Source organism: Micromonospora sp. NPDC093277, from assembly GCF_044765245.1.
Lineage (GTDB): Bacteria > Actinomycetota > Actinomycetes > Mycobacteriales > Micromonosporaceae > Micromonospora.
This window is the reverse complement of the sequence record NZ_JBIWJO010000001.1, coordinates 159,496-182,311: the sequence shown is the minus strand read 5'-3', so window position 1 is coordinate 182,311 and position 22,816 is coordinate 159,496. Positions and strand designations below refer to the sequence as shown.

Annotated in this window: 25 protein-coding genes and 1 tRNA gene; 6 read left to right on the top strand and 20 right to left on the bottom strand. The window is 73.5% G+C overall.

All coding sequences use genetic code 11. From position 1 onward, the window contains the following. The first annotated feature begins 40 nt into the window (after nt 1-40). Both ACIRG9_RS00845 and ACIRG9_RS00840 read left to right on the top strand, forming a co-directional pair. Nucleotides 41-838, top strand: coding sequence for an SGNH/GDSL hydrolase family protein (locus ACIRG9_RS00845; RefSeq protein ID WP_402848192.1), 798 nt, complete (start codon nt 41-43; stop codon nt 836-838). A gap of 75 nt (nt 839-913) precedes the next feature. Continuing rightward, nucleotides 914-2,176 carry an acetyl-CoA C-acetyltransferase gene (locus ACIRG9_RS00840; RefSeq protein WP_402848190.1) on the top strand — a complete coding sequence of 421 codons (1,263 nt, stop codon included), beginning with the start codon at nt 914-916 and terminating at the stop codon, nt 2,174-2,176. A gap of 29 nt (nt 2,177-2,205) precedes the next feature. On the opposite strand, the gene ACIRG9_RS00835 is transcribed toward ACIRG9_RS00840, so the two are convergent. The 4 genes from ACIRG9_RS00835 to ACIRG9_RS00820 all read right to left on the bottom strand — a co-directional run bounded on the left by ACIRG9_RS00835 (nt 2,206) and on the right by ACIRG9_RS00820 (nt 4,548). Further along, complete coding sequence (locus ACIRG9_RS00835; RefSeq protein ID WP_402848188.1) at nt 2,206-2,526, bottom strand: hypothetical protein; 321 nt, start codon at nt 2,524-2,526, stop codon at nt 2,206-2,208. A 125-nt stretch (nt 2,527-2,651) separates the two neighbouring features. Next, complete coding sequence (locus ACIRG9_RS00830) at nt 2,652-3,404, bottom strand: Bax inhibitor-1/YccA family protein (protein ID WP_402848186.1); 753 nt, start codon at nt 3,402-3,404, stop codon at nt 2,652-2,654. A 120-nt stretch (nt 3,405-3,524) separates the two neighbouring features. Beyond that, a complete protein-coding gene (locus ACIRG9_RS00825; protein ID WP_402848184.1) occupies nt 3,525-4,358 on the bottom strand; it encodes a Bax inhibitor-1/YccA family protein in 834 nt (277 codons plus the stop codon). 109 nt (nt 4,359-4,467) lie between these two features. Continuing rightward, a tRNA-Leu gene (locus tag ACIRG9_RS00820) sits at nt 4,468-4,548 on the bottom strand. A gap of 102 nt (nt 4,549-4,650) precedes the next feature. Between ACIRG9_RS00820 and ACIRG9_RS00815 the strand changes: the two genes are divergently transcribed. Beyond that, nucleotides 4,651-6,471, top strand: a complete 1,821-nt coding sequence (locus tag ACIRG9_RS00815; protein ID WP_402848182.1) for a hypothetical protein — start codon at nt 4,651-4,653, stop codon at nt 6,469-6,471. A 64-nt stretch (nt 6,472-6,535) separates the two neighbouring features. Here ACIRG9_RS00815 and ACIRG9_RS00810 read toward each other — a convergent pair whose 3' ends face one another. The 11 genes from ACIRG9_RS00810 to ACIRG9_RS00760 form a co-directional block, all read right to left on the bottom strand. Continuing rightward, complete coding sequence (locus ACIRG9_RS00810; protein ID WP_402848181.1) at nt 6,536-7,861, bottom strand: NAD(P)/FAD-dependent oxidoreductase; 1,326 nt, start codon at nt 7,859-7,861, stop codon at nt 6,536-6,538. 102 nt (nt 7,862-7,963) lie between these two features. After that, nucleotides 7,964-8,536 (bottom strand): hypothetical protein, encoded by a 573-nt coding sequence (locus tag ACIRG9_RS00805; protein WP_402848180.1) that lies wholly within the window; start codon nt 8,534-8,536, stop codon nt 7,964-7,966. Between the two features lie 22 nt (nt 8,537-8,558). After that, nucleotides 8,559-9,923 carry a DUF58 domain-containing protein gene (locus tag ACIRG9_RS00800; protein ID WP_402848178.1) on the bottom strand — a complete coding sequence of 455 codons (1,365 nt, stop codon included), beginning with the start codon at nt 9,921-9,923 and terminating at the stop codon, nt 8,559-8,561. Then, on the bottom strand, nt 9,923-10,930 hold the full coding sequence (locus ACIRG9_RS00795; protein ID WP_402848177.1) for an AAA family ATPase: 1,008 nt from the start codon (nt 10,928-10,930) through the stop codon (nt 9,923-9,925). The genes ACIRG9_RS00800 and ACIRG9_RS00795 overlap by 1 nt, the downstream gene beginning before the upstream one ends. Then, nucleotides 10,930-11,511, bottom strand: coding sequence for a hypothetical protein (locus tag ACIRG9_RS00790; RefSeq protein ID WP_402848175.1), 582 nt, complete (start codon nt 11,509-11,511; stop codon nt 10,930-10,932). The genes ACIRG9_RS00795 and ACIRG9_RS00790 overlap by 1 nt, the downstream gene beginning before the upstream one ends. A gap of 40 nt (nt 11,512-11,551) precedes the next feature. Further along, entirely contained in the window at nt 11,552-12,292 is a 741-nt protein-coding gene (locus tag ACIRG9_RS00785) for a DUF4129 domain-containing protein (protein WP_402848173.1), read from the bottom strand. 20 nt (nt 12,293-12,312) lie between these two features. Continuing rightward, on the bottom strand, nt 12,313-13,026 hold the full coding sequence (locus tag ACIRG9_RS00780; protein ID WP_402850185.1) for a uracil-DNA glycosylase: 714 nt from the start codon (nt 13,024-13,026) through the stop codon (nt 12,313-12,315). Between the two features lie 19 nt (nt 13,027-13,045). Beyond that, nucleotides 13,046-13,732, bottom strand: coding sequence for a dienelactone hydrolase family protein (locus tag ACIRG9_RS00775; protein WP_402848171.1), 687 nt, complete (start codon nt 13,730-13,732; stop codon nt 13,046-13,048). A gap of 112 nt (nt 13,733-13,844) precedes the next feature. Continuing rightward, a complete protein-coding gene (locus tag ACIRG9_RS00770) occupies nt 13,845-14,357 on the bottom strand; it encodes a hypothetical protein (RefSeq protein WP_402848169.1) in 513 nt (170 codons plus the stop codon). A gap of 141 nt (nt 14,358-14,498) precedes the next feature. Continuing rightward, on the bottom strand, nt 14,499-15,509 hold the full coding sequence (locus ACIRG9_RS00765; protein WP_402848167.1) for an HAAS signaling domain-containing protein: 1,011 nt from the start codon (nt 15,507-15,509) through the stop codon (nt 14,499-14,501). Further along, nucleotides 15,506-15,838: a PadR family transcriptional regulator gene (locus tag ACIRG9_RS00760; protein ID WP_402848165.1), complete on the bottom strand. Its 333-nt coding sequence runs from the start codon at nt 15,836-15,838 to the stop codon at nt 15,506-15,508. Before ACIRG9_RS00760 ends, ACIRG9_RS00765 begins: the two co-directional genes overlap by 4 nt. Before the next feature lie 335 nt (nt 15,839-16,173). Here ACIRG9_RS00760 and ACIRG9_RS00755 point away from each other — a divergent pair, with 335 nt between their 5' ends. After that, a complete protein-coding gene (locus ACIRG9_RS00755) occupies nt 16,174-16,842 on the top strand; it encodes a hypothetical protein (RefSeq protein ID WP_402848163.1) in 669 nt (222 codons plus the stop codon). 130 nt (nt 16,843-16,972) lie between these two features. Here the strand turns inward: ACIRG9_RS00755 and ACIRG9_RS00750 are convergent, their stop codons facing one another. The 5 genes from ACIRG9_RS00750 to eno are packed head-to-tail and all read right to left on the bottom strand — an operon-like array spanning nt 16,973 to nt 21,003. Continuing rightward, nucleotides 16,973-17,902 carry an exopolyphosphatase gene (locus ACIRG9_RS00750; protein ID WP_402850183.1) on the bottom strand — a complete coding sequence of 310 codons (930 nt, stop codon included), beginning with the start codon at nt 17,900-17,902 and terminating at the stop codon, nt 16,973-16,975. A 59-nt stretch (nt 17,903-17,961) separates the two neighbouring features. Next, nucleotides 17,962-18,471: an amino-acid N-acetyltransferase gene (locus ACIRG9_RS00745; RefSeq protein ID WP_402848161.1), complete on the bottom strand. Its 510-nt coding sequence runs from the start codon at nt 18,469-18,471 to the stop codon at nt 17,962-17,964. Nucleotide 18,472: 1 nt separating this feature from the next. Then, nucleotides 18,473-19,030: a DUF501 domain-containing protein gene (locus ACIRG9_RS00740; RefSeq protein ID WP_402848159.1), complete on the bottom strand. Its 558-nt coding sequence runs from the start codon at nt 19,028-19,030 to the stop codon at nt 18,473-18,475. Between the two features lie 28 nt (nt 19,031-19,058). Next, on the bottom strand, nt 19,059-19,691 hold the full coding sequence (locus ACIRG9_RS00735; protein ID WP_402850180.1) for a septum formation initiator family protein: 633 nt from the start codon (nt 19,689-19,691) through the stop codon (nt 19,059-19,061). 28 nt (nt 19,692-19,719) lie between these two features. Beyond that, nucleotides 19,720-21,003, bottom strand: a complete 1,284-nt coding sequence (eno, locus tag ACIRG9_RS00730; RefSeq protein ID WP_402848157.1) for a phosphopyruvate hydratase — start codon at nt 21,001-21,003, stop codon at nt 19,720-19,722. Between the two features lie 242 nt (nt 21,004-21,245). Here eno and ACIRG9_RS00725 point away from each other — a divergent pair, with 242 nt between their 5' ends. Then, nucleotides 21,246-21,938 carry a hypothetical protein gene (locus ACIRG9_RS00725; RefSeq protein ID WP_402848156.1) on the top strand — a complete coding sequence of 231 codons (693 nt, stop codon included), beginning with the start codon at nt 21,246-21,248 and terminating at the stop codon, nt 21,936-21,938. Further along, complete coding sequence (locus ACIRG9_RS00720; RefSeq protein WP_402848154.1) at nt 21,935-22,777, top strand: NAD(+) diphosphatase; 843 nt, start codon at nt 21,935-21,937, stop codon at nt 22,775-22,777. Before ACIRG9_RS00725 ends, ACIRG9_RS00720 begins: the two co-directional genes overlap by 4 nt. The last annotated feature ends 39 nt before the right edge of the window (nt 22,778-22,816 follow it).

Sequence of the window (22,816 nt, the reverse complement as noted above, 5' to 3'; positions counted from 1 at the left end):
AGCTGGCCGGCCCCTGCGCCGGCCGTGGGGAGGTGTCGCCATGACGGGGCGTAACGAGCTCGTGGTCCGGCTGGGTCGGGCCGCGGCCCTCTCCCTGGTCGCCGGCACGGTGGGTGGGGCGGCCGTCCTCGCCGGGCAGGCCATCGCCGCCCGCAGCCGCCAGTACGCGCAGCCAGAGCTGGGCCTGGCGCTGCGCGCCACGGTCGGCCGGGCGGACGCTCCCCCGGTGCGGCTGGTGCTGCTCGGCGACTCGTCGGCGCTCGGCGTCGGCGTCGGATATTTCGAGGAGACCATCGGCGGCCAGTTGGCCCACCTGCTCACCGAGGGGCCGGCCGGCCGGCGGGTGCAGCTGTCCAGCGTGGGGGTGTCCGGCTCCCGTTCCACCGACCTGGCCACCCAGGTGGCCCGGGCACTGCTCGGTGAGCGCCCCGACGTGGCGGTGATCCTGATCGGGGCCAACGACGCCACCGCGCTGGCCCGCCCCACGGACGCCGCGGCGTACCTCGCCTCGGCGGTGCGCCGGCTGCGCGAGGCCCACGTCGAGGTGGTCGTGGGCACCTGCCCCGACCTCGGCGCGGTACGCGCGGTCGCGTCCCCGCTGCGGCAGCTGCTCGCCTGGTCGGGCCGGCGGGTCGCCCGGGCCCAGACCTCGGCCGTGCTCGACGCCGGCGGCAGCGTGGTCGACCTGGCCGCCGAGACCGGCCCGGTGTTCCGGGCGGACGCGGGCACGCTCTGCCACGACGGCTACCACCCCTCCGCCGACGGCTACCGGGTCTGGGCGCACGCCCTGCTGCCGGCCGTCGCGGCGGCGGCGACGGTCGCCTCCCGGCACCACTGAGCCGGCGCCGGGCGTGACATTCCCCGCCCGGTTGCCGGCTTCCGCCACAAGTTACCGGCAAGTTAACGTTGGTTCATGCCGATTGAGTCGCCCCGCGACGCCGTCATCGTCGCCACCGCCCGGTCTCCCATCGGTCGCGCGGTCAAGGGATCCCTGAAGGACGTCCGCCCGGACGACCTCGCCGCCACCGTCGTCCGGGCCGCCCTCGACAAGGTGCCGGCGCTCGACCCCACCACGATCGACGACCTCTACCTGGGCTGCGGGCTGCCCGGCGGCGAGCAGGGCTTCAACCTGGCCCGGGTGGTCGCCACCCTGCTGGGCCTGGACGGCCTGCCCGGCGCCACCCTGACCCGATACTGCGCCTCCTCGCTGCAGACCACCCGGATGGCCATGCACGCGATCCGGGCGGGTGAGGGCGATGTCTTCGTCTCCGCCGGCGTCGAGACCGTCTCCCGGTACGCCCGCGGCAACTCGGACACCCTGCCGCCCGAGGCGCAGGCGCTGGTCGGCGGCGGCTGGGAGAACCCCCGCTTCGCGGCGGCGCGGGCGCGTTCGGCGGCCCGCGCCGAGGGCGGCGCCGAGGTGTGGACCGACCCGCGCGAGGCCGACCAGCTCCCCGACATCTACCTGGCCATGGGTCAGACCGCCGAGAACCTCGCCCAGGTCCACGACATCACCCGCGAGGAGATGGACGCGTTCGGCGTACGCAGCCAGAACCTGGCCGTGAAGGCGATCGCGGACGGCTTCTGGACCCGCGAGATCACCCCGGTGACCACGCCGGACGGCACCGTGGTCAGCGCCGACGACGGCCCGCGCCCGGGGGTGACCCTGGCGGGCGTGGCCGGCCTGAAGCCGGTTTTCCGCCCGGACGGCCGGATCACCGCCGGCAACTGCTGCCCGCTCAACGACGGTGCCGCCGCCGTGATCGTGATGAGCGCCCAGCGGGCGAAGGACCTCGGCCTCACCCCGCTGGCCCGGATCGTCTCCACCGGCGTGACCGCGCTGTCCCCGGAGATCATGGGCCTCGGCCCGGTGGAGGCGTCGAGGCAGGCGCTCAGGCGGGCCGGCATGACCATCGACGACGTCGACCTGGTCGAGATCAACGAGGCGTTCGCCGCCCAGGTGATCCCGTCGTACCGGCAGCTCGGCATCCCGGAGGAGAAGCTGAACGTGATGGGTGGCGCGATCGCCGTCGGGCACCCGTTCGGCATGACCGGCGCTCGGATCACCGGCACGCTGCTCAACGCCCTGGAGTGGCACGACAGGACCATCGGTCTGGAGACCATGTGTGTCGGTGGCGGCCAGGGCATGGCCATGGTGCTCGAACGGCTGAGCTGAGCCGAACCGGCGCCTGCTGCGCTCTCGCCTCAGAGGGTGGCGCGGGTCCGGGCGACCGCGGTGGCGGCCTCGGCGAGCACCGACTCCGCTGGACCGGCAGCCACCAGGTCGGCGGCGACCACCCGGAGCTGGTCGGGCAGCACCAGGTCGCCGCCGAGCCGGGGCACCTCCCGGCGTGGCCCGCCCTCGGCGTCCGCCGCCAGGTTGGCGATCTCCTGCACCAGCTTGTGCACCAGGTCGGCCCGGGAGACGTTGCCGCCCTCGGCCGCCGCCGACCAGCGCGGCTGCTCCCAGTGCCCGACCTGACGGACCAGCAGCTCCACCGCCCGGTCCAACTCCGCTGCGCTCATCGCCGCCGAGTCTATGACGGCTCCCGGTCGCGGCGCGGCGGCAGGCGCGCCGAGCTGGAGTTGCCGAACGACGGCTCCGGGTCGCGGCGCGGCGATAGACGCGCCGAGCTGGCGCCGTCGAACGGTCAGCGCCGGGCGTAGCTGAGCAGGCGGAGGATCTGCCAGTACAGGAAGATCAAGCCGACCAGCAGCCCGAACGCGCAGTACCACGCGTATCGGCGGGGCAGTCCGGCCCGGGCCGACCGCTCGACCAGGTCGAAGTCGAGGATGAAGCTGAACGCGCCGGCGATGATCGCCACCACCGAGAAGACGTACGGCAGCCAACCCACCCGCGCGGTCAGGCTGTAGACCGCCAGCCCCTGCCGCCCGGTAAACAGGTACGCGACCAGGTTGACCAGGCTGAGCACCAGGATCCCGAGCAGCGTGCCCGTGACCAGCCGGGCCATCCGCGGGGTGGCTCGGACCACCCGGGCCCGGTAGAGCAGCGCCATGCCGAGGAAGACGCCGAAGGTGCCGATCACCGCCTGCACCACGATGCCCGGATACACCTCCTCGAACGCCCGGCTGGCCACCCCGAGCAGCAGTCCCTGGAGCACCGCGTACCCGACGATGAGCGGCGGGCTGGTGATCTGCCGCAGGGAGATGACCAGCACCAGCGCCAGGCTGGCCAGGGAACTGCCGGCCAGCGCCGCCGGGATCCACACCGCCTGCGGCACGACCACCCAGGCGACCGCCGCGGTGACGCCGGTGAGCAACAGCAGGCCGACCGTACGGCTGACCACATCGGTCACGGTCATCGTGTCGGCGGCACCGAGCACCTGACGCTCGGCCCGGCGGACGTCGTCCAGTCGGGTCAGCACCGGGTTGGCACTCCGCACCGCGACCTCCTCGCCGACATACCCGCCCTCACTCTGCCCTGGGCGGCGCGACGGCGGCGGGAAAACGACGACGCCCGCCGCCGCGGTCGCGGCAGGCGGGCGTCGCAGGTCCGGCGACGGTCAGTCGTCGCCCTGAAGGTAGCTGAGCAGGCGCAGCACCTCGAGGTAGAGCCAGACCAGGCCGACCACGATGCCGAAGGCGGCGGTCCAGGCGTACCGCTGCGGGACGCCCGCCCGGACACCCTCTTCGATGTTCGCGAAATTGAGCACGAAGCTCAGCGAGGCGACCACGATGCAGACCAGGCTGAAGACGATGGCCAGCCCGCTGCCGTCGCGCAGGTGGGTGTTGACGCCGAAGAGCGAGAGCACCAGGTTGATCAGCATGGTGGCGAAGAGACCACCCATGATCGCCACCATGACCTTGGCGAATTTCGGGGTGGCCCGGATGACGCGCGCCCTGTAGAGCATCGTCATCACGAAGAAGACGCCGAAGGTCCCCACCACGGCCTGCAGCACGATGCCGTCGTAGAAAGACTCGAAGGTCTTGCTCACCGCACCGACGAAGACACCCTCGATGATGGAGTACGCCACCACCAGGGCCGGATTCGCCACCCGGGAGAACGAGATGATCAGGCCGAGCACCAGGCCGATCACCGCGCCGCCGAGCCAGGCCGCCCCGAGCAGCTGGTCCGGGACGAGGATCCAGGTGGCCGCCGCCGCGCCGCCGAGGATCGCCAGCATGGTGACCGTCTTGACGACGACGTCGTCGAGGGTCATCGGGGCCTCGGTGACCGGGGTCACCGGGTATGCCTGGCCGGTCGCGTACTGCGGGTGCGGCTGGTACTGCTGCGGGTATCCGGGCTGACCGTACGGCCCGGGCTGGGCGTACCCGGCCGCCCGCTCGTGGCCGGCCGCCTGGCCGAACCGCGAGAGCACCGGGTTCGAGGTCTTCACTTTCAGGCCTCCCTCAGGGGGTCGATGCACGTGAACGTGCCCCTCCAGGGTAAACGGGACACGCAACCCGGTGCCGGGAGTGAAGCTGTGGGAAACCTGAGAGTCTGGGTGCCCGGGGCGGGGCTCGAACCCGCACGCCTCGCGGCAGCCGCTTTTAAGGCGGCCGTGTCTGCCGTTCCACCACCCGGGCGGGTGACGCCCGCGCGTCGACGCGCGGCGGTGCAGGTCTCACCGTAACCGTTGCGCGGCGTGCCGGAGTACCCGGCGGCGAGCCGCCGTTATGGTCGAAGCCGTGACCAGCGCCGCCCGCACGGCCCTCGGCCCGGCAGGCCGCCTCGGTCCGGCGGTCACCCGTCCGACGCGTACCGCCCGCCTGCTGGCCGCCGTGGCCCGGCACCGCGCGGGCCTGCTGGCCGGGCTGATCTTCGCGCTGCTCGCCGGATGGCTCACCCACGGCCTGTGGCCGGCACCGGGGCAGCGGGTGCTCGCGCTCAACCCGGCGGACCAGACCCTCTACGAATGGTTCCTGGCCGTCGACTCGCGCGCCGTGCTGGGCGACTTCGGCCTGCTCACCGACCGGCTCAACGCGCCGGACGGGGTCAACCTGCTGGCCAACACCACGGTGATCGCGCTCGGCGTGCTGCTGGCCCCGGTCACGTTCGCGTTCGGCGCGCCGGTGACCTTCGCCCTGCTGGTCGCCGGCAACCTGGCCGGCACGGCGATCGCCTGGTACCTGCTGTTCACCCGAACGCTGCGCGCCCACCCGCTCGCCGCCGCCCTCGGCGCGGCCCTCTGCGGCTTCGGCCCCGGCATGGTCTCGCAGAGCAACGCGCACCTGCACATGACCGCCCAGTGGCTGGTCCCGGCGCTCGTCTGGCTGGTGGTCCGGCTGCTGAGGGCCGCCGACCCGGCCGGCCGGACGGGCGGGCCGGACCGCCGGCGGGCGGCCACCTCGGCGGTGGGGCTGGCCGCGGCGGTCACCGCCCAGTTCTTCGTGGGCGAGGAGGTGCTCTTCCTGACCGCGGTCACCCTGCTGGTGATGGCCCCGGCGTACGGGCTGGCCGACCGGGCGCGGCTGCGCCGGGCGCTGCCCGCGTTCGCCGGTGGGCTGGCGATGGCCGCCGTTCTGGCCGGGTTCGTGCTCGGTTACCCGATGTGGCACCAGTTCGCCGGTCCGCAGGCCGTCCCAGGGCCGCTGTTCGACCCGTACCACTACGTCGCCGACCTGACCAGCTGGGTGGCCCTCTCCCCGCTCTCCGTGCTGGGCGGGGACGCCGCGTCCCGGCTGGCCACCGGCCCGGCCGAGTTCAACACCTTCCTCGGCTGGCCCCTGCTGCTGGTCACCGCCGCCTGCGCCGCCTGGCTCGGCCGCCGCCCGGTGGCGGTCGCCTGCGCGGCCGGGGCCGTGATCATGGGCGTGCTGTCGCTCGGCCCCGAGGTCCTGATCGCCGGCGACCGGAGCGGCCTGCGCGCCCCGTACGCGCTGCTGGTCGGGCTGCCGCTGGTGGACAGCGCGCTGCCGACGCGGTTCGGCCTGGCGGTGCTGCCGCTGGCCGGAGCGATCCTGACCCTCGCCGTGGACCGGGCCCTGACGGAACGCGGCCGGGCCCGCCGGCTGGTGCCGGTGGCCGCCGGCGTGACTCTGCTCAGCGTCTTTCCCGCGCCGCTGCCGACCACACCCCGGCCGCCGCTGCCCGAGTTCATCACCGCCGGCCACTGGCGGCAGTGCGTACACCCCGGCGGGGTGCTGGTCCCGGTGCCGGCGGCCACCCCGACCGACCCCGGGCCGATGCGCTGGGCCACCGCCGCGAACGCCGCGTTCGGCATACCGGAGGGCTTCTTCATCGGCCCGTACGGCAACGACGGGGCACCCGCCTTCGGCACCTACCGTCGACCCACCTCAGCCCTGCTGGCCGACGTCGCCGCGCGGGGCGTGGCACCGGCGATCGGCGACGAGCAGCGCCAACAGGCTGCCCGGGACCTCCGCTTCTGGGGCGCGTCCTGCGTGGCGCTGACCGACGACGCGCCGCACGCGGAGACCCTGCGCCGGACGCTGGAGGCGCTCCTCGGTCCCGGCACCCGCGTCGCCGACGCCTGGACCTGGCGTTTCTGATCCCGGCACCGGGCCGTACGCGAAAAGGCCCTCCCCGTCCGGGAAGGGCCTTTTCGCGACGAACTCAGCGCCTGCCGGCGGGTGCCGACGCCTCGGCGAACTCCTCGCGCGGGTCGTGCAGCTGGCCGAGCGCGACCACCTCACGCTTGAGGACGAACGCCAGCGTCCAGTCGACCACGACCCGGACCTTGCGGTTGAGCGAGGGGATCCGCGACATGTGGTAGGTGCGGTGCATGAACCAGGCCGGCCAGCCGGTCATCTTCACGCCGTAGACCTGCGCCACGCCCTTGTGCAGGCCGAGGCTGGCCACGCTGCCGGCGTGCTTGTGCTTGTAGTTGACCGGCTCCCGCCCGCGGACCACGTTCACGATGTTGTCGGCCATCCGCATGGCCTGCCGCACCGCGTGCTGCGCACTCGGCGAGCAGTAGTTGCCCGGCTCCTTGGTCAGGTCCGGCACGGCGGCGCAGTCGCCCGCGCTCCAGGCGCCGTCGAGCACCCGGTCGCCGTCCACGATCTGGAGGGTGGGCAGGCAGGTGACCCGGCGACGCTCGTCGCGCGGGAAGTTCGTCGCGTCCAGCATCGGCGACGGCTTGACCCCGGCCGTCCAGACGATGGTGTCGGTGGGGAAACTGTCGCCGTCGGAGAGCTTCACGATCCCGTCGACGCACGATTCGAGCCGGGTGTCCAGGCGGATGTCCATGTTCCGCTTGAGCAGCTGCTGCACCGTGTAGGCGCCCATGTCCCGATCGACCTCGGGCAGCACCCGCTGGGTGGCCTCGACCAGGACCCAGCGCAACTCGTCCTGCTTGAGCTCCGGGTAGTAGCGCAGCGCGTCCCGGGACATGTCCTCCATCTCGGCGAGCGCCTCGATACCGGCGTAGCCACCACCGACGAAGACGAAGGTCAGCGCGCGCCGGCGAACCTCCGGATCGGTCGTGGCCGCCGCCACGTCGAGCCGGTCCAGCACGTGGTTTCGGAGGAAAATCGCCTCACCGATCGTCTTGAACCCGATACCGTGCTCATGCAGGCCGGGAATCGGCAGCGTCCGGGAGACCGAACCCGGGGCGACCACCACGTGGTCGTACCGGACCTCCCGGGTCGGGCCGCTGATCGGCTGCACGGTGGCGGTCTTCCGGTCATGGTCGATCCGGGTGACCGTGCCGGCCAGAACCTTGCACTTGCGCAACTCCCGCCGCAGTGGCACCACCGCGTGCCGCGGCGAGATGTTGCCCGCGGACGCCTCGGGGAGGAACGGCTGGTAGGTCATGTGCGGCTGCGGGTCGACGACGATGACCTCAGCCTCACGAGAGCTCAGCTTCTTGGACAGGCGCAGCGCGGCGTACAGGCCGACGTGCCCGGCACCCACGACAAGGATCCGCTTCGGATTCACGCTATCCATCATTCCCCGGGCGGCTCGGCTAATCCCTTTCGAGACCCCCATCTGTGATGGAGCACAACCCTTGTGACCCACGCAACGTCCCGAGACATTTCACTATCTGCGACGCAGTAGCCAGCCCAGCAGCGCGCTGAGCGCCACCGCGACGAGCAGGCCGACCAGGGTCACTGCCTGGAAGCCGCGGTCCCCGCCGAGCCCGCCGAGCCAGGCCAGCACGACCCCGAGTACCGCACTGGCCAGCACCACCCCGCCGGCCCGGATCAACCACCGGACCACCAGCTCCGGGTCGACCGCCGCGTCGTACGGCAGCAGCGCCGCCAGCGCGCAGAGCGTGTGCGCCAGGTAGAGCAGGGCCGCCATGGTGAGCAGCCGCCACAACACCGGCGGCCGGCCGAAGCCCAGCGTGGCGAGCAACCAGCCACCGACCGTGACCAGCGCCGCGAAGGTCGCCCATCGCCGGCGCGGCCCGACCGCAGGCAGCACCGCCACCACCGCGAAGGCCACCAGCGACCGCGGCGTGAACATCTGCACCGGGTACGCGACCAGGAGACCGACCAACACGGTCAGGAAGATGCCGGCACGTAACAGCAGCGGGGTGAGGCTGATCCGCCTGACCCCGAGCCGCAGGGCCCGGACCCGCTCGTTCAGCCCCTCGACCAGGTCGTTCATGCGTACCCGCCTTCGTCCGCGCTCACCGGCCACCGACCCGCGGCGCGGTGGCCAGCCGGGACACGTCCCGCAGCACCAGGTCGAGGCTGCCGGCACCGGCCCAGCGCACCACCGGTACGCCGTGCTCGCGGAGCTGCCCGATCATCGTGTCCCGGTCCAGCCGCCACAGCCGGTACGCCACCTCGGCCCAACCCCGTTCCCTGGGCGTCGGCAGGTCGGCCGGCAGGGTGTCCACCGCCACCACGAACCGCCCGCCGCGCGCCATCCGGGCCAGCATCTGGGCGGACCGCTCGTCCAGCAGCGGGGTGAGCACCACCACCAGCGCGTCCGAGGAGGGCAACTGGAGGCCGAAGACCTGGTCGTACAGCTCGTGCGGGGAGGACTCGGCCCGCACGTCGAGCAGCCACTCCAGCACGGTCAGGTACTGCCGGCGACCGGTCGCCGGACGCAGCCTCCGGGCCGCCGGACCGTACTCCAGCAACGCCACCCGGTCGCCCCGGTGCAGGTAGTGCTCGGCGATCGCGGCGGCGGCCCGGACCGTGGTGTCCAGCACGGAGGCCGGGCCACGGATGCCGCCGGAGCGACCCGCCTCGGCCAGCACGTCGAGCAGCACCACCACCTCGGCGTCCCGGTCCGAGAGGGTCGCCGCCACGTGCAGCTGCCGGGCCCGCAGCGACACCCGCCAGTCGATCCGGCGCAGCCGGTCGCCGGGGGCGAAGACCCGTACGCCGGCCAGCTCACCGCCCTCCCCCGGCCGACGGGAGTGGTGGGCACCGACCAGCCCGGCGGCCCGCGGCATCGCCTCCACCGCCTCGAACGGCTCCGTCATCGGATAGATCCGGGTCCGGACCGGATCGGTGATCACGGCCCGCGAGACCAGCAATCCGCCGGCGGCGGCGACCCGCACCCCGGCCGGCCCGACCGGGTGCCGGCCCCAGCGCAGCGCCGTCCCGGTCAGCTCCAGGTCGATCACCCTGCCGGACGGCAGCGAGGTGGCGAAGGGCCGGTCGGCCCCGCCGGACCGGCTCACGTCCACCCCGGCCCCGCCGAAGCTGGCCTTCTCCACCCGCAGCCAGCGCGACATCCGGGTCCGGACCACCGCCAGGTCGTACGCCACGGTGTCGGGGTTGGCCACGACGACGGCAACGGCCATCGGCGTGCCCTCGACCAGGTGCGCCTCCCCGGTGGCGATCTCCAGCTCGGGCAGCGCGGTGGGGCGGCGGCGCAGCCCGTACGCGGTGCCCAGGGCGAACGGCGTGGCCAGCACGACCAGGTCGATCCGGCCGAGCAGCACGGCCGCGATCAGCAGCAGCCCGGTGAGCAGCACGGCCCGGCCGAGCGCCCGGGTGGGCGCCCAGCCGCTCGCCGGCTCGTGACGGTCGGCCATCAGTGCCCGGCGGACCCGGCCGCGTAGCTGGGCAGCGCGCCGCTGGCCGGGGCGGGCGTGGAGGTCAGCACCTCGCCGACGACGAAGGACGGGTCGACCCGGCGCAGCCACATCTCCGGGCGCAGCGTGATCCGGTGGGCCAGCGCGGGCGCCGCCACCGCCTTGACGTCCTCCGGCACCACGTAGTCACGGTTGGCGAGGACCGCCCGGACCCGGGAGAGCAGCAGCAGCGCCAGCGAGCCGCGTGGCGAGGCGCCGACCAGCACGGAGGGGTGTTCCCGGGTGGCGGCGGTCAGCGCCACGATGTACCGGCCGATGGAGTCCTCGACGACCACGTCCTCCAGCGCGGCCTGCATGGCGCGCAGTGTGCCGGCGTCCACCACCGGCTTGATCTCGGCCTCCTCCCGGCGGCGGGCGATCCGCCGACGCAGCACCTCCCACTCCTCCTCGTGGTCGGGGTAGCCGAACGACACCCGGAGCAGGAACCGGTCGAGCTGCGCCTCGGGCAGCGGGTACGTCCCCTCGTACTCGATGGGGTTCGCGGTGGCGAGCACGTGGAACGGCTCGTCCAGCCGGTACGTCACGCCCTCCACCGAGACCTGCTTCTCCTGCATCGCCTCCAGCAGCGCCGACTGCGTCTTCGGCGGGGTCCGGTTGATCTCGTCGGCGAGCAGCAGGTTGGTGAAGACCGGCCCAGCGCGGAACGAGAAGTCGCCGCTGCGCTGGTCGTAGAGGAAGGAGCCGGTGACGTCGGCGGGCAGCAGGTCCGGGGTGAACTGGAGGCGACGGAAGTCCAGCCCGAGCGCCTGCGCGAAGGAACGCGCGGTCAGCGTCTTGCCCAGACCGGGCAGGTCCTCCAGCAGCACGTGGCCACCGGCCAGGATGCCGGCGAGGACCAGCTCCAGGGCCTCCCGTTTGCCGACCACGACCGTGCCGACCGCGTCCAGCACCGCCCGGGCCAGCCGACCCACCTCGGCGGGGGGCATGCTCCGGTCCACGTCGTTCATCACAACTTCTCCAGTTCGGCGACGATCGCCGCGAGGTCGCGCGGCGACGGGGGGCGGCGGGAGGGCGTATCGAGGAACGTCCACAGCGGCTCTCCCAGTAGGGCACGGGCGCGGGTCGGGTCGGACTCGCGGGTGACGCCGTGCTGCTGGCGCAGCCGTTCGTCGGCCAGCTCACCGAGCCGGGGCAGGATCCGGGTGTTGAACCGCTTCCGGTCGCCGCCACACCAGTCCAGCGGGCGTTCCCACCCGTTCACCGCGGCGCGCAGCGCGTCCTGGGTGGCCCAGTTCCAGGTGCCCGGCTCCTCGCCGGCGGGGGCCCGGCCGGCGGCCCGGGGCGGCGGCGGGGGTGCCAGCACGGCGGTGACCCGGCGTACGGCGAGCACGGCGAGCACGCCCGCCACGAGGATCCAGAGCGAGACCTGCAGGCCCACCGCGCGCAGGCCGACCACGACCACCACCACGGTCGCCGCGGTGGTGGCGAGCGTACGCGGCAGCCAGCGCAGCCGGCCGTGCCGCTCGGGGGTCGGCTCCCCGGCGTACTCCTCCTCGGACGACAGCAGGTCGTCGATGCTGGTACTCACGCCGTCGGCCGCACTGCGCCGTGTTCGATGGCTCGCTCGCTCACTGCGGCTCCTCGCCGGCGCCGGCCAGGCTGGTCAGCTCCCCGCGCAGCCGGCGCAGCGCGGCCCGGGCCTGATCGCGCATCCGCTCGTCGACGGCGTGCGTGGCGTACCGGGCCTCGCGGTAGACGTGCGCGAAGCCGTCCAGCACGTCCGCACTGGCGATCGCCGGTACGCCGGCCGAAGGGTCGCCGCGCAACAGCCGGCTGACCAGGTCGGTGGAGGTGTCCTCGACGTGCCGGGACACGCCGGCCTCCTCGGCGGCCTCCTCCAGACGGACCCAGCAGGCGATCACGGCGGTCCGGGGGTCGGTGGACCGGTCGTCCAGCTCCACCAGGCCGGCGTCCAGGGCGGCCACCACCTCCCGTGCGGTGCCCTGGGCGGTACGCCGGGCCCGCTGCGCCGGGATGGCCCGGGTAGCCCGCCGCAGCACCCCGCGGACCACCGTCCAGACCGCGTACCCGATGCCGACCAGCAGGGCCAGGCCCAGCACGACCAGCGCGGCGGTGAGGATCCACTGGGGGATTCCGGCGGAGGCGGGCTCGCCCGCGTCCCGTGGTTCGACCGGGATCGAGGGTGCCGGCTCGGCGGTGGGGTATTCCGGCACGTACGGGAGTCTGTCCGCGGCGGGCGGGATCCGGCTCGCCCCGATCGTGGAGTGCCCGGCGGCCAGCGCGATGCCGGCCAGCAGCAGGGTCACCGCCGCGACCGGCCACCACCTGCGCAGCACGCCGAGGTCCATCCCACCGCCCCACGCGTTTCTCAAGCCACCCCGGCCAACTGTTTCGCCCGGGCGAACACGTCGTCCAACATCGCTGGTGTCAGCCGCCCGGTGAAGGTGTTCTGCTGGCTGACGTGGTAGCAGCCGAGCAGCGCCGGTGCGGATGTGCCGGACCAGTGTGCCCCATGGCCGAACGCCGGGCGAGGTGTGGGCGGGCGCTGACCGTAAACATCACGTAGGACCGGCCACCACGCCGCCCAGGCGAACGCGCCCAGCGCGACCACGACCCGCAGGGTTGGCCGGATGAGCGCGACCTCGCGGTGCAGCCAGGGCGCGCAGGTGTCGCGCTCGACCGGGGTGGGCTTGTTGTCCGGCGGCGCGCAGCGCACGGCGGCGAAGATGCGGGTCTCGCGCAGGGCGAGGCCGTCGTCGACGGCCACGCTGGTCGGCTGGTTGGCGAGGCCGGCGCGGTGCAGCGCGGCGAAGAGCACGTCGCCGGAGCGGTCACCGGTGAAGATCCGTCCGGTGCGGTTGCCGCCGTGCGCGGCCGGCGCCAGGCCGAGGATCCCGATCCGCGCTTCCGGCGCGCCGAAGCCGGGCACCGGCCTCCCCCAGTACTCCTGGTCACGGAAGGCCGCCCGCTTCGTCCGGGCGACCTCCTCCCGCCAGGAGACCAGGCGAGGGCAGGCGAAGCAGTTGCTCACCGCGCCGTCGAGGTCGGCCAGGTCGGTCGCCCGCGCGGCGCGGGCGACCACGTCCTGCGGGGTACGCGGCTCAGCCAAGCCTGGCCCGGAAGAGTTCCAGCGTGCGGGCCCAGGCGGTGGCGGCGGCCCGCTGATCGAAGTGCTCCGGACGGTCCTCGTTGAAGAAGGCGTGCGCGGTGCCCGGGTAGTCGTACGTCTGGCAGGCGCCTCCGGCGGCCTCGATGGCCCGGCGCACGCTCTGCACCCCGTCGGCCGCGGAGGTGCCGTCCGCTTCGGAGCAGTGGATGAGCGCGGCCTTGCCCGCGTAGTCGGCCCAATCGGTCCGCATGCCCTCCCAGGGCAGGCGGGGATAGAAGCCCGCGGTCGCGGCGATCCGCTTCGAGAACACGCCGGACCAGAGGGCCAGGCTCGCCCCGGCGCAGAACCCGGCGCATCCGATCCGGCCGGCGACCTCGGGACGACCCGCGAGGTATTCGGCGGCGGCGGCGATGTCCGTCGCCGCCTCGTCCATCTGCGTGCTGTTCAGCATCTGCCGGGGCTCACTCGGCCGGCTGGCCGGGCCGCCGTGGCGGAAATCCGGCGCGAGGGCGACGAAGCCGGCCTCCGCGAAGCGGTCCACCACGGCCCGGACATGGGGCACCAGGCCCCACCAGTCCTGGATGACGATGACCGCCGGGCTGGCCGCACCGTCGGAGGGTATCGCGAGATACCCCTCGCTCGTCCCTCCGTTGCCGGTGAAGGTCACCATCTCGCCCATCGACCCGTCCTCCTAGCGGTCAGTCATCGTTGGCTGGTCGCACAGTGGGTGTTACGTGCGGGTAGCCTGCCACGCGCTGACCGGCGCGCGGAAGACGCGCGCATAGTGGCATTCACCTCCTGTTCGCCCCGTGGACGAGGCAGAGCAGGTAACCGTCGCCGTCGTCGCCGACCCGGTAGAGGACGTAACCGTCGTCACCCGGGCGGAAGTGCGGCTCGCATGCGGCGGCCGAGCGCTTCCGCGCCGCCGTCGGGTCCTGCACCCGGCCGACCACCGTGTACGCGGCGTCGGCGGAGCCGCACCCGACCACCCGGGCGTTGTCGGCCGGCTTCGCCTCCACGCCGGCCACCCGGGGCAGCTCCGCGACACAGTCACCGGCCCTGGCCTCTGCCGTACCGTCGCCACCGGCGAACAGTTCACGCAGGTCACCACCGGGTCCGACCCGGATCAGCAGCCCCACCAGCAGGGCGGTCGCGACGCCGAGGAGGAGCACGACCACCCCGAACACGGCACCGAGACGGGACGACCGGGGCGGCGCGGGGGCGTCCTCGATCGCCGGCTGTTCGGGCGCGGGAGCGTCGTCGATCTCCGGCTGTTCCGGCGCGAGGGCAACCTGCTCAGACAAGGGTGGTCCCTTCGGGGGAGTCGATGAGCAGACGACACCGTATCGACCGAATCCGGGCCCCGTCGCACCGCCCCACCCCCGCCATCCATGATGGACACAGCGAGGGGCGTCCACCCCCCGGCGGACACCCCTCGGGCCGGCTCAGCGGGTCGCGGTCGGATCCGGCGGGGCCAGCGCTCCGGTCGGCGTGGAAGGCGTGGCCGGCGCGCCGGCACTCGGCGACGCGCTTCCACCCGGCGTGGCCGTGGGCGACGCGCTCCCGGTCGGTGCGCTCTCGGTCGGCGCGGGCGACGCGGGCGGGGCCGGCGGCGCGAACGGAGCCTGCTCAGGACAGTACGGGTAGACGTTCCGCGGCGGGGTCTTCAGCAGGCGCGGGTCGGTGCAGGTCGGATAGCCGAGCCGGATCGGCACCCCGTTCTGGTCGAAGAGCCGGGCGTTGGGCACCAGCCGTCCCTGCTCGTCGTAGACGAAGACGTCCTCGATCGAGTCGTACGGGTTGCCCACCGAGACGTTGTCATAGCTGGCGAACTCGTCCGAGCTGGCGTGCTGGTCCACGTTCAGCAACGCGGCGACGGCGAAGAGCAGCAGGCCGGCCGTGCCGACCCGCAGCAGCCGGCGCGGCCAGCCGCGCAGCCCGGCGGAGCGGTGCCCCAGCCAGACCGAGGCGAGGACCGTGCCGGCGAGCAGGAACAGGCCGGCCAGCACGTTGCCGCTGAGCCGGGGCAGCAGCCCGGACGGCTCGCCGAGCAGGGCGGAGATCAGCAGCGCGGCCAGCCAGCCGCGGACCAGCCACCACGCCGGGCGCAACGGCCGGAGGAACTCGCTGGCCGAGGCGTACCCGAGCAGCGGACCGAGCCGGGTGTCCAGGCCGCGCAGCAGGGCGCCTAGCCGGGTCCGGAGGGCGCCGTACCGCCGGTTGAGGGACGACTGGCCGCGGTCGCCGTCCGCACCGGCGGCGGCCCGCAGTTCAGCCGCGTACGCCTCCGGGGTGCCCAGCCGGTCGACCAGCGTGCCGTCGGTCTCGGCGGCCACCTCGGCCAGGTGTTCCGGCAGGTCCTCGGTCAACTCCTCGCAGGCAGCGGGTGGCAGGTCGGCGAGGGCGGCCCGCACCCGGTCGACGTAGTCCGCGATCTCCTGCCCAGTGACGGTCATTCCGCCATCCCCCGATCGTCGAGCAGTGCGTCCATGGTGGTGGCGAACGAGCGCCAGGTCTTGCCGGAGCGGGTGAGCTGGTCCCGGCCGGCGGCGTTGAGCGCGTAGTACTTGCGGTGCGGGCCGGACTCGCTCGGCACCACGTAGGTGGTGAGCAGGCCGGCGGCGAAGAGCCGGCGCAGGGTGCCGTAGACCGAGGCGTCGCCGACCTCCTGCAGGCCGGCCTCGCGCAGCCGGCGGAGGATGTCGTAACCGTAGCCGTCCTCGTCCCTGAGCACGGCGAGAACGGCCAGGTCGAGCACGCCCTTGAGGAGCTGCGTCGTATCCACGCCTCGCACGGTACTGTGGAATGCGTAGTACCGTCAAGAAAACAGTAGCCCCGGCCGCGCCGGGCTGGGCGCGCTCGTCGTCCGCTCCCAGCCGCTGTTCGAGACGATCCACTGGGCCTGGGTGGCCCTGCTCGGCTTCGGCGCCCGACTCGCCGCCGAAAGCGCCTGAGCGACGCGCGTTCACGGTCATCCGGCGGGATTCGACCGCAGTGCGTGACCCCACGAAGCCAGCAGCGTGACGGCCCTCCCGCCATCGACAGCTCTATCCTGTGCCGGCACTTAAGTTTCGCTTATGGGACCTGCTGATCCACCAGCATGATCGGTACGTTGCCCGAATGCGACACATCGGAACCGTGATCGCCGCAGCCATCGTCGGACCGTTGGCCTGGGTCCTCCTCGCCCTCGGCCAGGATCGGTCAACGAGGGCGTTCGCGGACGCACAAGACGGCAGTGTCCTACACAGCGGCGACTTCGTCCGCCCCGCGCTGGTGCTGGCGGCCGCTGGGATCCTGCTCGGACTCATCGCCACGCTCCGGCTCTCCCCGCTGGGCGCGACGCTGGCCGGGTTGTTCTACTCCGCCAGCTACCTGGGCCTGCTGGTCAGCCCGACCTCGCAGATGAAGCTCCTGAACCACAAGCCGACCCTGGCCGGCCACCAGGTCGACCTGGCGGCGCCCGTCCGGAGCGGCACGACCCTGCTGTTGGGCTCGCTGTTGCTCGTCGCGGTCGTGAGCGTCCGCCGTTGGCAGCGGTGGCCGCAGCCCGGAGCCGACGACTCCTCGGTGCTGGTACCTGACGAGATCATCTCGACCACGACCCAGGATCGCCCGCTGGGCGTGGACGGTCTCGGCCTGAACACGTCGGGCATGACCCCCGAGCCGGAGCTGGTCCGGACCGGCAGCTCGAGCGGGACCGGCACGTCGGACTGGGCCGGCTCGCTGTCGGGCCGTGCCGGGGACCGGCCCAAGCGGTCGTCGGACTGGCCGCGCCAGCCCTCCAGGTGAGCCGCTGACGGCTCAGCCTCGCAGGGGGCGCCCCGGTCTCCCCGCCGGGCACCCCCTGTGCGGACTGTCTGCAGGGCAGGCCGGCGATGGGCCGCGTGGCTCGGTCAGCGCGGCACCCTGGCCCCGGTTCCTAGGCGAGGCTCCAGGCGATGCCGTCGAGGATGTCGTGCTCCGAGGCGACGACCGAGGGCATCCCGGCACGCTCCATGATGACCCGCAGCACCAACGCGCCCGCGCCGATCACGTCGGCCCGGCCGGGGTGCATCACCGGGATGGCCAGCCGCTGCTCGCGGGTCTTCGCCAGCAGGTCGGCGGTGACCTCCGCGACCTGCTGGTACGACACCCGGGCGTGGTGGATGCGCGCCGGGTCGTACGCCTCGAGCCCCTCGGCGACGGCGACGACGGTGGTGACCGACCCGGCGAGCCCGACCAGCGTGGCCGCCTCGCGCCCCGGCACCACCGCCAGCGCCCGGTCCACCGCCAGGGCGATGTCGGCCTGCGCGGCGGCGATCTGGTCAAGGCCGGGCGGGTCGCCGTGCAAGTGCCGCTCGGTCATCCGGACGCAGCCGATGTCCATCGACACGGCCGCCTGGACCCCGCCCTCGCGGGTGCCGACCACGAACTCCGTCGAACCGCCGCCGATGTCGACGACCAGGTACGGTGACCGGGTGTCGGCGGGCAGCCCGCGCAGCGCGCCGGTGAACGAGAGCCGGGCCTCCTCGTCGCCGGTGACCACCTCGGGCGGCACGCCGAGGGTCTGCTCGACCATCGCCCGGAAGTCGGCGGCGTTGCTGGCGTCCCGGGTCGCCGACGTGGCGCACATCCGGACCCGCTCCGCACCGAACTTCTCGATCTCAGCCGCGTAGTCGGCGAGCGCCACCCGGGTCCGTTCGATCGCCTCCGGCGCGAGCCGGCCGGTCCGGTCGACGCCCTGGCCCAGCCGGACGATCTCCATCCGGCGGGTCACGTCCACCAACGGCACCTCCGGCCCGGCCCCCGGGTCGGGCAGGTCGGCGACCAGCAGTCGGATCGAGTTGGTCCCGCAGTCGATGGCGGCCACGCGCGTCGTCACGGCAGCAACCCTACGGCAGCCCGACCCGCCGCGCGGGAATCGTCGGCTCAGAGACGCAGCAGCATGCGGGTGTTGCCGAGCGTGTTCGGCTTGACCCGTTCCAGGTCGAGGAACTCGGCCACACCCTCGTCGTACGAGCGGAGCAGCTGCTCGTAGACCGGCTGCGGCACGGGCGCGCCGTCGATCTCCCGGAAGCCGAACGAGCCGAAGAAGGCGGTCTCGAAGGTGAGCACGAAGATCCGGCGCACGCCCAGTTCGCGGGCCGCGTCGAGCAGCTCGCCGACGATCCGGTGCCCGATCTTGTGACCCCGGCAGACCGGGTCGACCGCCACCGTACGGATCTCGGCCAGGTCCTCCCACATCACGTGCAACGCCCCGCAGCCGACCACGGCGCCGTCCGGCGCCACCGCCACCCGGAACTCCTGGACGTCCTCGTAGAGCGTGACGGTGGCCTTGCTCAACAGCCGCCGGTCGTCGGTGTACGTGTCGACCAGTCGCCGGATGCCGCGCACGTCCGAGGTGCGGGCCCGGCGGACCACGATCTCGTCGACCGTCATCTCACTCCGCCGCCGGGACGTCCACGCACGGGCCGGCGGCCCACCACCTATCCACCAGGGCGAGGGTCTCGTCGCCGAACGGGTTGACCCCCGGCCCGGCGGCGAGCGCGTGCCCGAGGTGCACGTGCAGGCACTTCACCCGCCCGGGCATGCCGCCGGCCGAGATGCCGGCGATCTCCGGCACCTGGCCGATCGCCTCCCGGCGGGCGAGATAGTCCTCGTGCGCGGCCCGGTACCGGTCGGCAAGCTCGGGATCCTCGGCGAGCCGCTCGGCCATCTCCTTCATCAGCCCGGCCGACTCCAGCCGGCTGCACGCCGCCGTCGCCCGCGGGCAGGTCAGGTAGAACAGCGTCGGGAAGGGCGTGCCGTCGGCCAGCCGGGGCGTCGTCTCCACCACGTCCGGCAGGCCGCACGGGCAGCGGTGCGCCACCGCACGGGTGCCCCGGGGCGGACGTCCGAGCTGCGCGGCCACCGCGGCCAGGTCGGCCTCGGTGGCCGGTTGCCGCTCCGCCGAGGGGACGGAATCCGCCGCCGGATCCTGCGGTGGTACGACGCTCACTGGTACCTGTCTCTCGTCGGGGTGGTCTTCACTTGGCGGGGCGCTCGGCGTTGGCCGCCTGCACGCTCGACCACAGGGTGTCGTACCAGCGGTCGGGTTGCTTCGGCGGCCCCGGCTGCGCGCCCTTGCCGGCGTCCTTCGCGGCCCCCTCCGGATCGGAGAGCACCACCAGCAGGCTCTCCCCCGGCCGGCCCATGAAGAAGCGCTCCCGGGCCTGGGTCTCGATGTACGCCGGATCCTGCCACTTGGCCGCCTCGGCGGTGAGCTTGTCGATCTCCCGGCGCTGGTCGGCCTGGGCGGCCTCCATCCGCGCGATGTCCGCCTGCTGGTCCAGGTAGACCCGGACCGGGTAGGTGTAGGCCAGGGCGAGCGCGATCAGCACCGCGAAGAGCACGGTGGCGCGCCCGGTGAAGCGCCGGGGTTGGGGTGCGGTGAGCCGCTTGACCGCCCCGCCGGCCGCCGTACGCCGGGCGGCTGCGGGGCGGCTCGCGGAGCGTACGGCATCGGCGCGGGTGCCGCCGGGCGACCGGCCGGTGGCGCGCGGCTCGGCGCGGAGGCCACCGTCGCGGACCGACGAGCGGACCCGGGTCCCGCCCGCCCGGCCGGCCTGACCCGGCCGACGGGCGGGACGCTGACCACCCGGTGTGCGGCGCTGCTGCATCGTCACACCCCTCCCCGGAGCTTGTGGCTCAGGCCGAACGGTAGCGCGGGAACGCGCCGACGCCGGCGTACCGCGCCGCGTCGGCCAGCTCCTCCTCGATCCGCAGGAGCTGGTTGTACTTGGCGACCCGGTCGGAACGGGCCGGGGCACCGGTCTTGAGCTGGCCGCACCCGAGGGCGACCGCCAGGTCGGCGATGGTGGTGTCCTCGGTCTCGCCGGAACGGTGGCTCATCATGCACTTGAAGCCGGCCCGGTGGGCCAGGTCCACGGCGTCCAGGGTCTCGGTGAGCGAGCCGATCTGGTTGACCTTCACCAGCACCGCGTTGGCGGCCTTCTCGGTGATGCCGCGGGCGATCCGCTGCGGGTTGGTGACGAACAGATCGTCACCGACGATCTGGATCCGGTCGCCCAGCGCCGCGGTCAGGGTGGTCCAACCACTCCAGTCGTCCTCCGACAACGGGTCCTCGATGGACACGATCGGGTAGTCGTCGGCGAGCTTGGTGTAGTAGGCGCTCATCTCGTCGGCGGTCTTCGCGCTGCCCTCGAACGTGTAGGCGCCGTTCTCGAAAAACTCGGTGGCGGCCACGTCGAGGGCGAAGACGATGTCGGTGCCGAGCCGGTAGCCGGCCTTCTCGACGGCCTCGGCGATCAGGTCCAGCGCGGCGGCGTTGGTCGGCAGGTTCGGCGCGAAGCCGCCCTCGTCGCCGAGGCCGGTCGACAGGTCCCGCTTCTTCAGCACCGACTTCAGTGCGTGGTAGACCTCGGCGCCGGACCGCAGCGCGTCGCGGAAGGTGGGCGCGCCGATCGGCGCGATCATGAACTCCTGGATGTCGACGTTGGAGTCGGCGTGCGCGCCACCGTTGAGGATGTTCATCATCGGCACCGGGAGCAGGTGCGCGTTCGGGCCGCCCAGGTAGCGGAAGAGGCTCAGCTCGGCACTGCCCGCGGCGGCCTTCGCCACCGCCAGCGAGACGCCGAGGATCGCGTTGGCGCCCAGCTCGGCCTTGTTGTCGGTGCCGTCGAGGTCGAGCATCTTCTGGTCGATCAGCCGCTGCTCGCTGGCCTCGTAGCCGATGAGCTGGTCGACGATCCGGTCCTCGATGTTGGCGACCGCCTTCTCGACACCCTTGCCCTGGTAGCGGTCCTGGTCACCGTCGCGCAGCTCGATCGCCTCGAAGGCACCGGTGGAGGCGCCGGACGGCACGGCGGCGCGGGCAATCGTGCCGTCGTCGAGCCCGACCTCGACCTCGACCGTCGGGTTGCCCCGCGAGTCCAGGATCTCCCGGGCGACGATTCCCTCGATTGTTGCCACTGAGTCGCTCCTCGATTGTGTGTTCCGGTCCGAATGGCCGCGACGGTCCGGCAGAGGCAGGTGTTGAACGCAGCGTATCGGGCGACGCTGGGCCGTACGCCTCCACCCGGCGCCAACCAGGGGTGCGGACCCCGCTCCGAGGCTCGCACCCTACGGAGAGTTGGACGGACATTCCCGGTTTCTCGGGCGTCAACCGGCATCGGGTTTGCGATACGTTGACCCGATCGACAAGGCTGGGCAGCATGCCCGCCGCCTCGACGACTCTCCGCGTGTTCACCGCCTCGGTCATCGCGTCGCTCACGGTCACCGGCTGCCAGGCCCTCGACGACGCCGGGGTCGCGCTCGGGCGGGCCGACCTGGTCAACGACCTCGCCGCCCGGATGGACCGGGCCCTGGAGCAGACCTGGGCCGCCGACTACCAGCTGTCGGGCGGCCGGACCGCCTCGATCGCCCAGACGACGGAGCCGCTCCGCTCCGCGTACACCTGGCCGGAAGGCAAGATCACGGTGACCCAGCAGGCCCTGACGCGCTGCGACACCAACGGCGGGCGGTCCTCCTGCGTCGTGTCGCCGCCGGTGCTGACCGCCGGTAGGCCGTCGGTGGTGGTCTACACCGAGGCCCGCAAGCACCACCTGGTCACCCCGCCGGCGGTGATCCGGATGCTGACCGACGCCGCGATCGACCGCGAGGCCGACATCGAGCAGAGCGACACCACCCTGGCCGGGCACCACGCCACCTGCGTCGACGTCACCCGCGCCGGGGAACGCTTCACCGCCTGCGTCACCACGGAGGGCGTGCTGGCCAGCTTCACCGGGGCCCTGGACGGCCAGCCGGCGGAGATCACGCTGAGCCGGTACACCGACACGGTCGAGCCGACCGCCTTCGACGTACCGGCCGACGCCGAGGTGGTGGACCACCGCTCGGCGACCCCGTGACCCCGGCCGCGTCGACCGGCCGGGCCGGGTTCGTCCCGGGCTCCGACCGGAGCCGACCGCCCGCGCCCGACGACCTGGCCGTGCCGGTGGCCGGGCGCAGACTGCTGACCTCGCCGGACGGGTGGTTCCACCGGATCGGCGAGCTGCCCGCCGGCCTCGACTGGGTGCCGCTCGGGACGTTGGACGGGACGCCGGCCTGGGCGGCCGAGCCGACCGACGCCGAGGCGCTGCCCGGACGCTGGCGAAGCTGGCGGGGGGTCGCCGCCGAGCTGCCGGAACCGCTGGCCAACCTCGCCGGGCGGGCGCTCGCGGTGGTCACCTGGCGGCGTACGCACCGCTGGTGCGGGGCGTGCCGGTCCGAGCTGGCCGACGTGCCGGGCGAGACCGGCCGACGCTGCCCCGACTGCGGCCTGACCGTGTTCGTGCCGCTCTCCGTCGCCGTGCTGGTGGCGATCACCCGCCCCGGCCGGGCCGGCGGCCCCGACGAGCTGCTCCTGGTCCGGCACGCGTACGGGCCGACGGAGCTGTGGGCGCTGGTGGCCGGGTTCGTCGAGGCGGGCGAGTCACTGGAGGCGACCGCGCACCGGGAGGTCGGCGAGGAGGTCGGGCTGGCCATCGGGCGGCCCGCGTACGTCGACAGCCAGCCCTGGGCGATCTCCGGGCCGGGGACGCTGCTCGCCGGCTTCACCGCCACCGTGTCGGACCCGGACGCCGAGCCGGTGGTGGACGCGCGGGAGATCACCGAGGCGCGCTGGTTCCCGGTGGACGCGCTGCCGGCGGAGCTGCCGCCCGCGTACTCCCTCTCCCGCTGGCTGATCGACGTCGTCGCGCGCCGCTGACCCCTGGCGGCGCTCCCCGCTCCCCGCACACCGCCGCGT

Excerpts from the sequence above, each read along its gene's own strand:
- ACIRG9_RS00795 (WP_402848177.1), bottom strand. The coding sequence starts at position 10,930 with ATGAACGACGTGGACCGGAGCATGCCCCCCGCCGAGGTGGGTCGGCTG.
- ACIRG9_RS00775 (WP_402848171.1), bottom strand. The coding sequence starts at position 13,732 with ATGGGCGAGATGGTGACCTTCACCGGCAACGGAGGGACGAGCGAGGGG.
- ACIRG9_RS00835 (WP_402848188.1), bottom strand. The coding sequence starts at position 2,526 with ATGAGCGCAGCGGAGTTGGACCGGGCGGTGGAGCTGCTGGTCCGTCAG.
- ACIRG9_RS00845 (WP_402848192.1), top strand. The coding sequence starts at position 41 with ATGACGGGGCGTAACGAGCTCGTGGTCCGGCTGGGTCGGGCCGCGGCC.
- ACIRG9_RS00745 (WP_402848161.1), bottom strand. The coding sequence starts at position 18,471 with ATGACGGTCGACGAGATCGTGGTCCGCCGGGCCCGCACCTCGGACGTG.
- ACIRG9_RS00765 (WP_402848167.1), bottom strand. The coding sequence starts at position 15,509 with ATGACCGTCACTGGGCAGGAGATCGCGGACTACGTCGACCGGGTGCGG.
- ACIRG9_RS00735 (WP_402850180.1), bottom strand. The coding sequence starts at position 19,691 with ATGCAGCAGCGCCGCACACCGGGTGGTCAGCGTCCCGCCCGTCGGCCG.
- ACIRG9_RS00840 (WP_402848190.1), top strand. The coding sequence starts at position 914 with ATGCCGATTGAGTCGCCCCGCGACGCCGTCATCGTCGCCACCGCCCGG.
- ACIRG9_RS00755 (WP_402848163.1), top strand. The coding sequence starts at position 16,174 with ATGCGACACATCGGAACCGTGATCGCCGCAGCCATCGTCGGACCGTTG.
- ACIRG9_RS00805 (WP_402848180.1), bottom strand. The coding sequence starts at position 8,536 with ATGAACGACCTGGTCGAGGGGCTGAACGAGCGGGTCCGGGCCCTGCGG.
- ACIRG9_RS00800 (WP_402848178.1), bottom strand. The coding sequence starts at position 9,923 with ATGGCCGACCGTCACGAGCCGGCGAGCGGCTGGGCGCCCACCCGGGCG.
- ACIRG9_RS00785 (WP_402848173.1), bottom strand. The coding sequence starts at position 12,292 with ATGGACCTCGGCGTGCTGCGCAGGTGGTGGCCGGTCGCGGCGGTGACC.
- ACIRG9_RS00725 (WP_402848156.1), top strand. The coding sequence starts at position 21,246 with ATGCCCGCCGCCTCGACGACTCTCCGCGTGTTCACCGCCTCGGTCATC.